The 14,660-nt window shown below is 66.7% G+C and carries 15 protein-coding genes; 12 read left to right on the forward strand and 3 right to left on the reverse strand.

The window, feature by feature from the left end:
• Positions 1 to 10: 10 nt before the first annotated feature.
• From sufB to T8K17_RS15365, 6 genes are all read left to right on the forward strand, one after another.
• Positions 11 to 1,468: a Fe-S cluster assembly protein SufB gene (sufB, locus tag T8K17_RS15340; RefSeq protein WP_322330611.1), complete on the forward strand. Its 1,458-nt coding sequence runs from the start codon at positions 11 to 13 to the stop codon at positions 1,466 to 1,468.
• 24 nt (positions 1,469 to 1,492) lie between these two features.
• Positions 1,493 to 2,248 (forward strand): Fe-S cluster assembly ATPase SufC, encoded by a 756-nt coding sequence (gene sufC / locus T8K17_RS15345; RefSeq protein ID WP_416153116.1) that lies wholly within the window; start codon positions 1,493 to 1,495, stop codon positions 2,246 to 2,248.
• A 10-nt stretch (positions 2,249 to 2,258) separates the two neighbouring features.
• Positions 2,259 to 3,554: a Fe-S cluster assembly protein SufD gene (gene sufD, locus T8K17_RS15350; RefSeq protein WP_322330612.1), complete on the forward strand. Its 1,296-nt coding sequence runs from the start codon at positions 2,259 to 2,261 to the stop codon at positions 3,552 to 3,554.
• Positions 3,555 to 3,556: 2 nt separating this feature from the next.
• Positions 3,557 to 4,804 (forward strand): cysteine desulfurase, encoded by a 1,248-nt coding sequence (locus tag T8K17_RS15355; protein WP_322330613.1) that lies wholly within the window; start codon positions 3,557 to 3,559, stop codon positions 4,802 to 4,804.
• A gap of 28 nt (positions 4,805 to 4,832) precedes the next feature.
• On the forward strand, positions 4,833 to 5,231 hold the full coding sequence (locus T8K17_RS15360) for an SUF system Fe-S cluster assembly protein (protein WP_416153117.1): 399 nt from the start codon (positions 4,833 to 4,835) through the stop codon (positions 5,229 to 5,231).
• Between the two features lie 77 nt (positions 5,232 to 5,308).
• A complete protein-coding gene (locus tag T8K17_RS15365; RefSeq protein WP_322330614.1) occupies positions 5,309 to 5,668 on the forward strand; it encodes an iron-sulfur cluster assembly accessory protein in 360 nt (119 codons plus the stop codon).
• 6 nt (positions 5,669 to 5,674) lie between these two features.
• Here the strand turns inward: T8K17_RS15365 and T8K17_RS15370 are convergent, their stop codons facing one another.
• Entirely contained in the window at positions 5,675 to 6,310 is a 636-nt protein-coding gene (locus T8K17_RS15370) for a glutathione S-transferase family protein (protein WP_322330615.1), read from the reverse strand.
• Between the two features lie 191 nt (positions 6,311 to 6,501).
• Between T8K17_RS15370 and mdoH the strand changes: the two genes are divergently transcribed.
• Positions 6,502 to 8,274, forward strand: a complete 1,773-nt coding sequence (gene mdoH, locus T8K17_RS15375; RefSeq protein ID WP_322330616.1) for a glucans biosynthesis glucosyltransferase MdoH — start codon at positions 6,502 to 6,504, stop codon at positions 8,272 to 8,274.
• Between the two features lie 57 nt (positions 8,275 to 8,331).
• Here mdoH and T8K17_RS15380 read toward each other — a convergent pair whose 3' ends face one another.
• A complete protein-coding gene (locus T8K17_RS15380) occupies positions 8,332 to 8,538 on the reverse strand; it encodes a hypothetical protein (protein WP_322330617.1) in 207 nt (68 codons plus the stop codon).
• 197 nt (positions 8,539 to 8,735) lie between these two features.
• On the opposite strand from T8K17_RS15380, the gene T8K17_RS15385 reads away from it, so the two are divergent.
• Positions 8,736 to 10,301, forward strand: a complete 1,566-nt coding sequence (locus tag T8K17_RS15385) for a glucan biosynthesis protein (protein WP_322330618.1) — start codon at positions 8,736 to 8,738, stop codon at positions 10,299 to 10,301.
• A 13-nt stretch (positions 10,302 to 10,314) separates the two neighbouring features.
• On the opposite strand, the gene T8K17_RS15390 is transcribed toward T8K17_RS15385, so the two are convergent.
• Positions 10,315 to 10,989 carry a DUF6655 family protein gene (locus T8K17_RS15390; RefSeq protein ID WP_322330619.1) on the reverse strand — a complete coding sequence of 225 codons (675 nt, stop codon included), beginning with the start codon at positions 10,987 to 10,989 and terminating at the stop codon, positions 10,315 to 10,317.
• 230 nt (positions 10,990 to 11,219) lie between these two features.
• Here T8K17_RS15390 and T8K17_RS15395 point away from each other — a divergent pair, with 230 nt between their 5' ends.
• From T8K17_RS15395 to T8K17_RS15410, 4 genes are all read left to right on the forward strand, one after another.
• Positions 11,220 to 12,002 carry a gamma-glutamyl-gamma-aminobutyrate hydrolase family protein gene (locus T8K17_RS15395; protein WP_322330620.1) on the forward strand — a complete coding sequence of 261 codons (783 nt, stop codon included), beginning with the start codon at positions 11,220 to 11,222 and terminating at the stop codon, positions 12,000 to 12,002.
• A gap of 1 nt (position 12,003) precedes the next feature.
• Positions 12,004 to 12,795 carry a hypothetical protein gene (locus T8K17_RS15400; RefSeq protein ID WP_322330621.1) on the forward strand — a complete coding sequence of 264 codons (792 nt, stop codon included), beginning with the start codon at positions 12,004 to 12,006 and terminating at the stop codon, positions 12,793 to 12,795.
• Between the two features lie 335 nt (positions 12,796 to 13,130).
• Positions 13,131 to 14,171, forward strand: a complete 1,041-nt coding sequence (locus T8K17_RS15405; RefSeq protein ID WP_322330622.1) for a ParA family protein — start codon at positions 13,131 to 13,133, stop codon at positions 14,169 to 14,171.
• Positions 14,168 to 14,563, forward strand: a complete 396-nt coding sequence (locus T8K17_RS15410) for a hypothetical protein (protein ID WP_322330623.1) — start codon at positions 14,168 to 14,170, stop codon at positions 14,561 to 14,563. The genes T8K17_RS15405 and T8K17_RS15410 overlap by 4 nt, the downstream gene beginning before the upstream one ends.
• The last annotated feature ends 97 nt before the right edge of the window (positions 14,564 to 14,660 follow it).

The following is a 14,660-nucleotide window of genomic DNA, read 5'->3' on the forward strand; positions in this document are numbered from 1 at the left end:
AGAGAGAAGGATGGCTGCCACAGCCGATACCGTCCGCCAAGTCGAGGAAGTCACCGGCCGTGCCTACAAGCACGGATTCGTGACCGAAATCGACATGGACATGGCGCCGAAGGGGCTCGACGAGACCACCATCCGCTTCATCTCGGCCAAGAAGGAAGAGCCGGAATGGCTGCTGGAATGGCGCCTGAAGGCGTTCCAGCAGTGGCAGCAGATGAAGGAGCCGAACTGGGCCAAGGTCGGCTATCCGCCGATCGACTACCAGGACCTGTACTACTACGCCGCTCCGACCCAGAAGCCGAAGCTGAACTCGCTGGACGAGGTCGACCCGGAACTGCTGGCGACCTACGAGAAGCTCGGCATCCCGCTCAAGGAGCAGGAGATCCTGGCCGGCGTGGTGGCCGTCGACGCGGTGTTCGACAGCGTGTCCGTGGCCACCACCTACAAGAAGGAGCTGGAGAAGCACGGCGTCGTGTTCTGCTCGATCTCCGAGGCGGTGCGCACCCATCCCGAGCTGGTGAAGCGCTATCTCGGCTCGGTCGTGCCGGCCGCCGACAACTTCTTCGCCTGCCTGAACAGCGCCGTCTTCACCGATGGCAGCTTCGTCTACATCCCCAAGGGCGTGCGCTGCCCGATGGAGCTGTCGACGTATTTCCGGATCAACGCCCAGAATACCGGGCAGTTCGAGCGCACCCTGATCGTCGCCGACGAGGGCAGCTACGTCTCCTATCTGGAGGGCTGCACCGCGCCGCAGCGCGACGAGAACCAGCTGCACGCCGCCGTGGTCGAGCTGGTCGCCCTGGACGATGCGGAGATCAAGTACTCCACCGTGCAGAACTGGTATCCGGGTGACGAGAACGGCAAGGGCGGGATCTACAACTTCGTGACCAAGCGCGGCGCGTGCCGCGGCAAGCGCTCGAAGATCTCCTGGACCCAGGTCGAGACCGGCTCGGCCATCACCTGGAAGTATCCGAGCTGCATCCTGCAGGGCGACGACAGCGTCGGCGAGTTCTACTCCGTCGCCATCACCAACAACGCCCAGCAGGCCGATACCGGCACCAAGATGATCCACCTGGGCAAGAACACCCGCTCCACGATCATCTCCAAGGGCATCAGCGCCGGCCGGGCCGACAACACCTATCGCGGCCTGGTGCGCGTGGGGAAGCGGGCCGACGGGGCGCGCAACTTCACCCAGTGCGACAGCCTGCTGATCGGCGACAAGTGCGGCGCCCACACGGTCCCGTATATCGAGAGCAAGAACCCGTCCGCCCGGATCGAGCACGAGGCCACCACCTCGAAGATCAGCGAGGATCAGCTTTTCTACTGCATGTCCCGCGGTCTCTCGACCGAGGACGCGGTGGGCCTGATCGTCAACGGCTTCTGCAAGGAAGTCATGAAGGAACTGCCGATGGAGTTCGCCGTCGAGGCGCAGAAGCTCATCGGCATCAGCCTGGAAGGCAGCGTCGGCTAATACGGCGCGTGAGGAAAATACGCTATGGCACTGTTAGATATCAAAAATCTCCATGCAACAGTCGATGGTAAGCCAATCCTGAAAGGGATCGACCTGTCGATCGAACCGGGCACGATCCACGCGATCATGGGCCCCAACGGCTCCGGCAAGAGCACCCTGAGCTACGTGCTGGCCGGCCGCGAAGGCTACGAGGTCACCGACGGCTCCATCCTCTTGGACGGCCAGGATCTTCTGGAGATGGAAGCGGACGAGCGGGCGGTCGCCGGCGTGTTCCTCGCCATGCAGTATCCGGTGGAGCTTCCGGGCGTGACCGGCATGACCTTCCTGCGCGAGGCGGTGAACGCCCGGCGCAAGGCAGTCGGCGAGGACGAGATCGACGCCATGGGCTTCCTGAAGATGGTCCGCGCCAAGGCCAAGACCCTCGGCGTGACCGACGACATGCTGAAGCGCGCCGTCAATGTCGGCTTCTCCGGCGGCGAGAAGAAGCGAAACGAGATCCTGCAAATGGCGGTACTGGAGCCGAAATTCTGCATCCTGGACGAGACCGACAGCGGCCTCGACATCGACGCGCTGAAGGTCGTCTCGGAGGGGGTGAACGCCCTGCGCGCCGACAACCGCTCGATGCTGGTCATCACCCATTACCAGCGGCTGCTGAACCATATCGAGCCGGATGTGATCCACGTGCTCGCCCATGGCCGCATCCAGAAGACCGGCGGCAAGGAGCTGGCGTTGGAGCTGGAGCAGAACGGCTATGCCGATTTCGTTGAGGCGGCGGCCTGAAGGGACCGATATGGCTGACAAATCAACCCTTGCGCTGCTGACCGCCACGCCCAAGACCGAGGGCGGGTCGCAGTGGCTGACCAAGCTGCGCCGCAAGGCGGTGGAGAACGCCGAGCGCGCGGGCCTGCCCGGCGTGCGCAGCGAGGCGTGGAAGTTCACCAACCTCAACGCGCTGAAGGCCCTGGAGCCGGTGGCCGCGACCGGCACCGCCGAGATCGCCCGTCCGGCCGCGTTCGCCGGGCTGGAGGCGGTCGAGCTGCACCTGTCGAACGGCATGCTGACTCATGCCGGCGACCTGCCGGACGGCGTCGATCTGGTCGGCCTCGCCGATCCGGAAGACGCGCCGGCCTGGGTCTCGCAGACGCTCGGCACGGTGGCGGAGGTCGCCGCCCATCCGTTCACCGCGATCAATACCGGTGCCTTTACCGGCGGCGTCGCCCTGCGCATCCGCAAGGGCGCGACGGTCGAGACCCCGATCCTGCTGTTGGTCGACACCCGCGCCGACGGCGAGACGGTGGCGGCCCATCCGCGCCTGCTGGTGGTGGCGGAAGACGGGGCCATGGCCGATCTGGTGGAGATCCACACCGGCGGCGGCGCCTATGTGAACAACGCGGTCAGCGAGATCGTGGTCGGCAAGGATGCCCGCCTGGGCCACTACAAACTCCAGGCCGAGGGCGGCGAGGCCTTCCACATCGCCATGACGGCGGTGCGCTGCGCCGACAGCAGCACCTACGACAATTTCGCTCTGTCCACCGGCGCCCGGCTCGCCCGCAACGAGATCCGCGCCACCCTGGCCGGCCGGCATATCGAGTACCGGATCAACGGCGGCTACCTCGCCAGCGGCGACCAGCACCTGGATACGACGACCTTCATCGACCATGCCGAACCCGATTGCGCCAGCCACGAGCTGTACAAGGGCGTGCTGGCCGAGCGGTCGCATGGCGTGTTCCAGGGCAAGATCCTGGTCCGCCCGGACGCGCAGAAGACCGACGGCTACCAGATGAACCGGGCGCTGCTGTTGTCCCGCGAGGCGGAGATCAACTCCAAGCCGGAGCTGGAGATCTACGCCGACGACGTGAAGTGCAGCCACGGCGCCACGGTCGGCGAGCTGGAGGACGATCAGCTCTTCTACCTGATGGCCCGCGGCATTCCCAAGGAGCGGGCCCGCGCGATGCTGGTGGCGGCCTATGTGGACGAGGCGATCGACCAGATCCAGCGCGAGCCGGTGCGCGAGGCGTTCCGGACGGCGGCGGCTGACTGGATGCAGAAGCACATTGCCGGCGCGCCGGCCAGCGAAGGGGCGTGACCATGCCGGAAGGTAGTGCAACCGGAAACGCAGCCTACGACGTCGCCCGGTACCGGGCCGACTTCCCGATCCTGTCGACGACGGTGCACGGCAAGCCCCTGGTCTATCTGGACAACGGTGCGTCGGCCCAGAAGCCGCGCCAAGTGATCGACCGGATCTCCGAGGTGTACAGCAGCGGCTACGCCAACGTGCACCGCGGCCTCCACTATATGAGCGAGAAGGCCACCGACGATTACGAGGGTGCCCGCGAGACCGTGCGCGGCTTTCTGAACGCCGCTTCGACGGCCGAGATCGTCTTCACCCGCAACACCACCGAGGCGATCAACCTGGTCGCCTCGAGCTGGGGCCGCAAGAACCTGCAGCCGGGCGACGAGATCGTCATCACCTACATGGAGCACCACTCCAACATCGTGCCGTGGCAGATGCTGCGCGACGAGAAGGGGCTGGTGCTGAAGGCGGTGAAGCCGGGCGAGGGCGGGGCCTTCGACATGGCGGCCTTCAAGGAGATGCTGACCGACCGCACCAAGCTGGTCGCCGTCTGCCACGTCTCCAACGTCCTGGGCACCGTGGTGCCGGTCAAGGAGCTCACCCGGCTCGCCCACGAGGCGGGGGCCACCGTGCTGCTCGACGGCAGCCAGGCGGTGCAGCATATCGGCGTCGATGTCCAAGATCTGGACTGCGACTTCTACTGCTTCACCGGGCACAAGCTCTACGGCCCTTCGGGCATCGGCGTGCTGTACGGCAAGGAGAGCGTGCTCGACGCCATGCCGCCGTATCAGGGCGGCGGCGACATGATCTCCTCGGTCTCGATCGAGAAGAGCGAATGGGCCGACCTGCCGGCGAAGTTCGAGGCCGGGACCCCGGCGATCGCCCAGGCGATCGGCCTGGCCGCCGCGATCGACTACGTGACCGGCATCGGTCTCGACCGGATCGCCGAGCACGAGCGCGACCTGTTGAACTACGCCACCCAGAAGCTGGCCTCGGTCGAGGGGCTGACCATGCTGGGCACCGCCGCGGGGAAGGTGTCGCTGGTGACGTTCACCCTGGACTACGCCCACCCGCACGATATCGCCACCATCGTCGACCAGCAGGGGGTGGCGGTGCGCGCCGGCCATCACTGTGCCCAGCCGCTGATGGATTTCTACGACGTCGGCTCGACCACCCGGGCCAGCTTCGCCCTGTACAACACCCGCGAGGAGATCGACGTGCTGGTCGAGGCCCTCGACAAAGTGCGCCAGATCTTCGCCTGAGCCGGACCGCCTGAGGATGGACCTCGTCATGAATCACGAACTCGGCCTGCACGACTTCATGCCCGGCACCGTCGGACCCGACGGCATGGCCCAGGCCGGCGCGCCGCTGGACGATCCCAAGGGACCGGCCGACGAGCAGGCGGTGATCGAGGCGCTGAAGACCGTGCACGACCCGGAAATCCCGGTGAACCTGTACGATCTGGGACTGATCTACGACATCGAGCGGTTCGACGACGGCACGGTGAAGATCGAGATGACCCTGACGGCGCCGGCCTGCCCGGTGGCCGGCGAGATGCCGAAAATGGTGGCCGACGCCGTCGCCAAGGCCGACGGCGTGGGCGAGGTCCAGGTGATTCTGGTCTGGGATCCGCCCTGGACCAAGGACCGGATGAGCGAAGAGGCTCGACTGCTCCTGGACATGTTCTAAACTATCCCCACCTGTACGGTGAGGACGTGAGCGCAGGCTTTGAGCGTCAAAGGCTGCCCAAACCTTAGGTGAGATCGATGTTCCAACCCGGAAAAGCCCCGATCACCCTGACCGAAGCCGCCGCGGCGCGGGTTCGCAAGCTGATGGAGAATGCCGGCGACGACGGCGTCATCGGCCTGCGCGTCGGCGTGAAGAACACCGGCTGCTCGGGCCTGTCCTACATCGTCGAGTACGCCAAGGAGCGGAAGCGGATGGAGGATGTGGTCGAGGACAAGGGCGTGAAGATCTTCATCGACCCGACCGCGATCATGTTCATCCTCGGCTCGGAGATGGACTACACCGAGGACAAGATGTTCTCCGGCTTCGTGTTCAACAATCCGAACGAGACCGGCCGCTGCGGCTGCGGCGAGAGCTTCAGCGTCGCCGCCGCCCAGTAAGGCGTCCTACTCCGTCGGCAGGCCGTGCACTGTCAGGGCCTGCTGCATCGACGGCATCTGCCACACCGCCTTCTTCATCGCCGCCACCTTCGGGCAGCCTGCCGACAACCTGTCCGGGTGCGGATGCCACAGGGCGAGCATCGCCAGATAGACGTCCGCCGCGCTCGGCGTCTCCCCGAACAGGAACGGCCCGTCGGCGCCCAGCGCCTCTTCCACGACGCCCCACCGCGGCGATAGAGCGGAGACCGCCAGGTCCTTGGCGGCCGGCCGCGCCGCCTCTTCGGGCACCATGTCCTCGATATGGTAGATCCGCTGATAGGTGGGGTAGAGCGTGGCCGACCCGTAGGCGACCCATTGCAGAAACATCGGCCGATCGGCGGCCCCCGGCGGCGGCGCCAGGGTGGGGACGAGCTCGGCCAGGTACAGCACCATGGCTGCCGATTCCAGGAGCACCCTGCCGTCGGGCAGCCGCAGCGCCGGCACCGTGCCGAGCGGGTGGACATTCCGGATATACGCGGCGGCCTTGTGTTCGCGCTCCTTGGTGCGGACCTGGACCGTGTCGTGCGGCACCCCGCCCTCGATCATCAGGCAGAGCGGCGCCAGGGATCCGGTATGGCTGCCCCAGTAGAGCGTGTGGACCATCGAACAATCCCTTTCTCGTCATGGAGATGGTGAGGGGAGGGGCGGGACGCGCGGACGGCTCCGGCGGCAAACCGGTCGAGATCCGCTGCCATGGGAATAACACACGCCATCCCGGCGTCTGACTAGGGTGTTCCGCTGCCGCGAGACGGCGGCGGGGATGCGCCTGTGTTCGCCACGAGTGACCCTAGTCCATGTCCAACCGACCCCCGCCAACCCCGCCCGCGACCAAGACCGGCCATGGCCGGGTCCGACCGCTCGTCCTGTCGGTGCTCTGCGCCGCCATGACCTTCGCGCTCACGATCGGCATCACGCTGGAATTCCACGACTACATCTCCCAGTCGATCGTCGGGCCGTACCAGTGGCTGCTGGTCGGGCTGTTCGCGATCCTGACCGCCTGGATCTCGGCCAATTTCAGTCTCTCGCTGATCGGCGCCGTCTCCCTGGCGATCAGCCGGCGCAGCCGGGCGCCCCACTCGGACCGGGTGGTCGGCCGCCGGCTGGCCGTGGCGATCCCGATCTACGAGGAGGACCCCGAGGCGGTGGAAGCGGGGCTCGACCGCATGTTCGCCTCGCTCAGCGCCGAGGCGCGGCTGAACGGGTTCCACCTGTTCATCCTGAGCGACACCCGCAGCGAGGAGAAGGTCACCGAGGAGATCGCCGTCTGCCGCCGCCTGAGGGCGAAATACGACGCGGCCGACCGGATCTTCTACCGCCAGCGCAAGGACAACCACGGGCGCAAGGCCGGCAACATCCAGGACTTCGTGGAGACCTGGGGCGGCGCCTACGAATTCGCCCTGATCCTCGACGCCGACAGCCGCATGGACGGACCGACGGTCCAGCGCCTGGCCGACGAGCTTGACGCCGATCCGAAGCTCGCCCTGGTGCAGACCTGGGTGCGCCCGGTGCGCGGCACCACGCCGTTCGGCCGCATGCAGCAGTTCGCCACTTCGGTCTACGGCCAGGCCTCGGCCGAGGGCGTGCGCCTGCTGATGGGCGACAGCGCCACCTATTGGGGGCACAACGCCATGATCCGCATGGCGGCCTTCGCGGAATGCTGCGGCCTGGCGGCACTGCCGGGCAACGCGCCGCTGGGTGGGGAGATCCTGAGCCACGATTTCGTCGAGGCGGCGATGCTGCACCGGGGCGGCTGGTCGGTGAAGGTGGTGGCCGACCGCCTGGGCAGCTTCGAGGAGCCGCCGCCCAGCCTACTGGCCCATGCGGCCCGCGACCGGCGCTGGTGCCAGGGCAACCTGCAGCACATGCAGCTTCTCGTCGCCGACGGCATCGGCTGGACCAACCGGCTGCACTTCTTCATGGGGGCGCTCGCCTATCTCGCCTCGCCGATCTGGATGCTGTTCCTGATCGCCGGCGCGGTCGGCCTGCTGTCCCGCGCACCGGGCATGGCGGCGCTGTCCGGCGTGGCGCCGGTCTCGCTGCCCCCGGTGGTGGACGCCAATCCCTGGATTCTGGTGGGGGTGTCCCTGGGCATGCTGTTCCTGCCCAAGATCATCGGCACGCTGCTGGTGATGGCTGACGGCGAGTTGCGCCGTGGCCATGGCGGGTTCTTCGCGCTGCTCGGCAGCATGCTGATGGAGATGGTGTTCAGCACCCTTAGCGCGCCGGTGATGATGCTGCTGCACACCCGCTTCGTCGGCGAGATCCTGGCCGGCGCGTCCAGCGGCTGGAAACCGGGGCAGCGCACCGGCGAGCAGGCGGCCCTGGGCGAGGTGCTGCGGGCCCACGGCATGCACATGCTGATCGGGGTGATTGCCGCCGTGGCGATCGGCTGGGCGTCGCTGGAGGCGTTGGCGGTGGCCTCGCCGGTGATCGCCGGACTGGTGCTGTCGGCGCCGCTCACCCTCGCCGGGAGCTCCCCCAGGCTTGGGGCGGCGCTGCGGCGGGCCAGGCTGTTCCTGATTCCGGAAGAAGTTCACCCGCCGCGGGTCTTGACCGATGGCGGGTAGGGCGGTGGCGCGCAACGGCGCCGGGCGCGGGCCGGGGAGGCCGGCGCCGGGCCGGACTTACCGGCGGGAGGAGGGGGTCTCGACGGCCGTCGCGACCGCATGCTGCGGCAGGGCGGCAGGGGCGAAGGGGCGGAAACCGGACATCGCCGTGATCATCAGACCGCCGACGGTGCGCACTTCGCGCGCCGGCATCGGCATCGGCGCCGGAGGCGGGGTCAGCGGGTTGGCGGCGTCGTCGAGCGCACTCAGTAAGTCAACGTCCACGGAAGACATAAAGCCTGCCCTTTCTGGCGGGTGGTGGCGGCACCGAGGCGGGGATCCGTCTCGTGCCTCACTTGACACTGACGGTGCACGGCCGAAGGAAATTCCGAATTGCCGTGCCCAATTCCTGAACGCATGACGGGGCATTCGGTTTCCTGTTCCGAATGTTCCCGAGTTTAGAACGACTTAACGGAGGCGATATGAAGATCGACCGTCGAGAACTCCTGGCCCTGGGCGCGTCGTCGCTGGCGGCGGCCCTGCCGATGGGCGGCGCCTGGGCGCAGAACGAGGGATTGCGTGAGCGCATGGGACGGGTCGGCTCCTTCGAGGCCCTGCAGGCGCTCGCCCAGGAGGTCGCCAAGACCCCGTTCGAGGCGCCGGCGCGTGTTCCCGAGCGGTTCAACCAGCTGAACCACGACGCCTACATGTCGATCCGTCTGGCCGAGGGGGCGAAGCTCTGGGCCGAGACCGACCTGCCGTTCCGCACGGCGCCGTTCCATACCGGCTGGCTGTTCCCGCATCCGATCGCCCTGTACCGGATCGGCCCGGACGGGACCTCGCCGGTGCCGTTCGACGCCAGCCGCTTCGCCTATCCCCCGGAGATCCCGGCTCCCGACGCCGGCGAAAGCGAGCGGCTGGGCTATGCCGGCTTCCGGCTGTTCGACCGGTTCGACTTCGAGCGCGACATCGCCGCCTTCCTAGGCGCCAGCTATTTCCGCGCGGTCGGCAAGGAGATGCAGTACGGCCTGTCGGCCCGCGGCCTGGCGCTGAACACCGCAAGCTTCGGCGAGGAGGAGTTCCCGATCTTCCGCGCCTTCTGGTTCGAGCGTCCCGCGCCAGAGAGCAACGCGATCACCGTGCTCGCCCTGCTGGACAGCGCCAGCACCGCCGGCGCCTACCGGTTCGTGATCGAGAGCGGGCGATCCACCGTGATGGACGTGACCGCGTCGATCTTCCCGCGCACCGAGCTGGACGGGATCGGCCTGGCGCCGATCACCTCCATGTATCTGCACGGCGAGAACGACTACCGCAAACGGGACGACTTCCGGCCGGAGGTCCACGATTCCGACGGGCTGGTCATGCGCACCGGCGCGGGCGAGTGGATCTGGCGCCCGCTGCGCAACCCGTCGGAGCCGCGGATCAGCACCTTCACCGACACCGCGCCGCGCGGCTTCGGCCTGCAGCAGCGCGACCGCAGCTTCGCCCATTACCTGGACGACGGCGTCTATTACGACCGCCGGCCCAACCTCTGGATCGAGCCGAACGGCGACTGGGGCAAGGGCCGGGTCGAGCTGGTCGAGCTGCCCGCCAACGATGAGACGGTGGACAACATGGTCGTCTACTGGCGTCCCGAAGCGACCCCGCAGCCGGACCAGCCGCTGACCGTCGGCTACCGGATGTATTGGGGCACGGAAATGCCCGACCGGCTGCCGGCCCCGGGCCGCGTCATGGCGACCTGGACCGGGATCGGCGGCATTCCGGGGGAGGAGCGCGACCCCAAGGTGCGCAAGTTCGTGGTCGACTTCACCGGCGGCGACCTCGCCCGCCTGCGCGAAGGCGACGAGGTCGAGGCGGTGGTCAGCAGCTCCGGCGGGTCGGTGCGCCGGGTCGCCTGCCGGCCGATCGAGGAGCTGGGCGGCTGGCGCATGAATTTCGACCTGGATCCGGAAGGGACGGAATCGGTCGACATGCGCGCCTTCCTGCGCTTCCGCGGCGGGGCGCTGACGGAGACCTGGATCTATACCTGGAACCCGAAGGACGACTGACCGGCCGGACCGGTCAGCGGCCGGCATCCCCGCCGGTTGCGGCCGGATCGGAGGTCTCTTCCGGCTGTTCCGACTGCGGCTCGGCGAGGGTGTCGGGGATGTCGGCCTGGATCAGCGTGTCGCCCGAGCGCCAGCCGAAGCCGATGAACTCCCAGTCGCGATACCCCGCCACGCCCTGGATCGGCTCGCTGCGGTCGGCCAGGGCGCCGCTCTCCCGCCAATAGGCGGTATAGGCCACCTTGGCCACGCCGAGTCGCTGCTTGCGCGAGGCGAGGGAGAGTTCCGGCACCGACAGGTCGCCGGCCAGCGGGATCGGCACGTCGAAGGACGGGATGCCGACGATGGTCCTGCTGCCGTCGGTCGACAGCGCGCCGGAGCGGATCTCGACGATGACCTGGGCGTCGGCGAGCTGGCTGACCAGATGGGCGCCGCTCTCCAGGACTCGGTCGCGGAAGGCGCTGATGGCGTAGCTCTTGTCGTAGGCCTCGAACCGCGAGGCGTCGACGAACACCTTGGTCCCCTTAGGCACGTTCAGGGTCACCCCGTCCACCGCCCGGTCGACGGCGGTCGACAGCAGGAGCTGTTCCTCCGCCGTGCGCTCGGGATCGCTGCGCCGGCTTTCGGTACAGGCGGTGCACAGGGCGAGAATCGCCAAAGGTATCGCCAGTCGTCCGGTCCTCGATGTCATCGCTGAAATCGTCGTGCTGAGTGGGCGGGGCGGGTGGATCGTCGGTCGGATCGCGGGCCAGCTCGTTGTCTGAAGCGACCGCCGGAGCGGCGCTTTAATTCCGTTCCGGCATCGGCGCACCCGGCGCGATGCGGCACCCTGCATACGTCGATGCCTGGACGCCACCCCCCGGCGGTGGATAAAACTAAGGGGACGCGCGTTCGCGCGGATCCACGTCCGAAGGAGACCCCATGGCCCGGCCCGTGATCGGCATCCAGTGCAACCGCCACGTCGCGGAGGGGGTCATCGAGGCCCAGATGACCGGCAAGCGGACCATCGAGGCGGTCGGCACGGTGGCCGACTGCACGCCACTGCTGATCCAGGGCATGCCCGACGCGGTCGACCTGGCCGACCTGCTGGAGGTGCTGGACGGGGTCGTGCTGACCGGCGGGCGGGCCAACGTGCACCCCCGGCACTACGGCGAGGAGCTGTCCGAGCGTCACGGCCAGATGGACGACGGGCGCGACGCTCTGACCCTGCCGATGGTGCGGGCCTGCGTGGAGCGGGGCATTCCGATCCTCGGCCTGTGCCGCGGCATCCAGGAGATGAACGTGGCGTTCGGCGGCACCCTGCATCCGGAGATCGGCGAGCTGCCGGGCAAGCACCGGCACCGCATGCCCAAGGACTGCAAGGACCCGGAGATCATCTTCGCCCTGCGCGAGCATGTGCGGCTGACCCCCGGCGGGCTGATGGCGACCATGCTCGGCACCGAGGAGATCGTCACCAATTCGCTGCACGGCCAGGCGATCCTGAAGACCGGCGAGCGGGTGGTGGTCGAAGGGCTGGCGGCTGACGACACGATCGAGGCGATCTCCATCGCCGACGCCCCGAGCTTCGCCATCGGCGTGCAGTGGCATGCCGAGTACAACGCCGCCGCCGATCCGGTCAGCCGGGTGCTGTTCGAGCGTCTGGGCGAGGCCGCCCGGGTGCGCCGGACGCGCCGAGAGGCGGGCCGCCTCGCCGGAGCGGCTTGAAGTGACCTTCTCCCCCGATAACTGGGGTTGGCAGGCGCGGATCGGGATGTTCATCGTCTCCAGCGAGGCGGTGCCCGAGGCCGAGTGGTGGGCGATGTGTCCGCCGCATGTCTCCGTCCATGCCGCGCGGGTCGCCGCCAAGGCCCCCTGGGCCCGCTGGAACGACGACCATACGGCGGTGACGCTGGAGCCGGACCTGCAGCGCGGGGCGGAGCATTTCGCCGGCATGCGCCTGGACGCGGTGGTGATCGGCCACAGCTCCAGCAGCATTCTGGGCGGGGCCGGCTGGGACGACGCGGTGGTCGAGGCGATCTCGGCGATCGTGCGGCCGGAGACCAGGGTCACCACCAACGGGCTCGACGGTCAGGCGGCGATGCGGGCCGCCGGGGTGCGCCGTCCGTTCATCGTGCTGCCGCCCTGGTTCAACGCCGCGACCGCCGAGCAGGCGATGGCCTATTACCGGGGGCTCGGTGTGGAGCCGGTCGGCCCGCTCAGCTACGACCCGGGCCGCGGCTGGCGCGACGTGCCGCACGGCGAGATGTACCCGCAGGGCCTCGGCTTCGAGCAGCAGGTGGAGCCGCTCTACACCCAGATCCGCAACGCCTGCCCGGCCGAGGCCGACGGCGTTTTCATCGCCGGCACCGGCTTCCGCTGCGTGGCGATCCTCGACGCGCTGGAGCGCGACCTGCAGCGCCCGGTCCTGTCAGCCAACCAGGTCAGCCTCTGGCACTGCCTGCGCCTGTCCGGGGTAAGGGCGGAGGTGTCGGGATACGGCGGGCTGTTCAGGTTGTGAGCTGAGTGCTGGTCGTGTGACGCGGCGGGAATAGCGACGGCCGGGTCTTCCGATAACGGACGTTGGCGAAATATTGGCCGATGACTGGATGGCGGGCCTATTCGGACATTCGTGATTGTGTCGCAGCGTTCTGCTGTCGGCCGAATTTGGACTGTCTAGTTTCGCGATGCAGGTCCACGACAGGGGCTGTTCTGCGACTTTAGAGCGAGCCAAATGAGCGACACCATCACGCTTGGCCCGCTGTGCAAGAAAATTTGCCACCCCCAAGATTACCAATTGACTGTTTACGATGATCACAATAAATGTGTTCATCGTAAACACGAGAGGTTGAGGCGTTGGACGAGCAAGAAGACCTAGTGGGAATTAATGAGATCGCGGCAATGGCAAAGGTCTCAAGGCAGGCGGTCGCCAACTGGCGAACCCGGTTTCGCGACTTTCCAACTCCGGTCGTTGAACTCGCTGCAGGCCCTGTTTTCAAAACCACCCAAGTCCGATCTTGGCTCAGAAGAAGGAAAGTACCCATGGCTCGAGTCGTATCTCTCATTAACCTTAAAGGCGGCGTCGCCAAGACGACTACCACTGTCGCACTCGCTGAAACGCTGGCAGCGCATTTTAGCAAGCGGGTGCTTGTCATCGATTTGGACCCTCAGACCAACGCTACCACGATCCTGATTGGTGAGAAGCGGTGGAAGGAGATCAATGGGATGGGCTGGACGCTGGCAACGTTGTTCAAGGACGCACTTGATCCGCAAAACAAGTCATTTGACCTGAAGAAGACGCTCCAAAAGGGGGTGTCGGACGTGCAGGGTGCCAAGACCGTCGACCTGCTACCGTCCAGCCTCGATCTAATCGACGTACAAGACAAACTAGCGAGCGCGCCGACGGGCCAGTTCTATTCGGTCACGCCGATTGACCTGTTGCGCCTGGCGGTGAAGCCAATTCTGGACGACTACGACATTGTTCTCGTCGACTGCCCGCCTAATCTTGGCATCATCACGTTAAACGGCCTGCGCATCTCCGAAGGCTACATCATCCCGACTGTGCCCGACGTTCTATCGACTTACGGTATCCCCCAGATCGTCACCCGTGTCGGCAACTTCTCGAAGGAGGTGGGGGAAGACATTGAGCCGCTGGGCATCGTCATCACCAAATACCAAGAGGCCAGCACCATCCACGTGAACGTATCCCGGGACCTGCGTCGCCGGGATGACCCCCCAGTCTTCGCCACCGTTGTCAGACAAGCCAACCAGATCGCCGCTGCTGCCGAGTGGCAGTCGGAACGCCGGACGCTTAAGCAGAAGTACGGGTATGGCGACCTCGCAACTCGCTACATCGACCTAGCGCAGGAACTCCTGACCCGACTGGACATGCAATGACGACCCTCAAGATACGGCTTTCAAGGCTCGCTGCCGCCATCGCCGAACAGGCGGCTCGCGATCCCGAGTTCGCGAAGAAAATCGAAGAGATCATGGGCGGTGACGGCATGACGAAACCCAAGAGCACGACGAGGAATCAGGGTGCCCGAAAGGGCGGCCGACGCACACCAGCATTGATCGACCCGGTAGCGATCGCCCAGTCAGGCCCCGAAACGCTTCGCAATGCGCTGCGCCCCCTCAATCTAGAGCAACTACTCGACATAGTGGCAGATTACGGCATGGATCCGGGAAAACTCGTCATGAAATGGAAAGACAGGGATCGCGTCGTCGACCGCATCGTCGAGGTCTCGATATCTCGCGCCTCCAAGGGCGACGCATTCAGATCCGAGTAACAACCTCCCTGAAGAGACGCCCAAACTTTGGAGCGTGGCGGTCGCTCCCAAGCATTGTGGGTTAGTCCTTTGATTGGCCGCTCGACCAAGTCAGATT

The organism is Thalassobaculum sp. OXR-137, assembly GCF_034377285.1.
Taxonomy (GTDB): domain Bacteria; phylum Pseudomonadota; class Alphaproteobacteria; order Thalassobaculales; family Thalassobaculaceae; genus Thalassobaculum.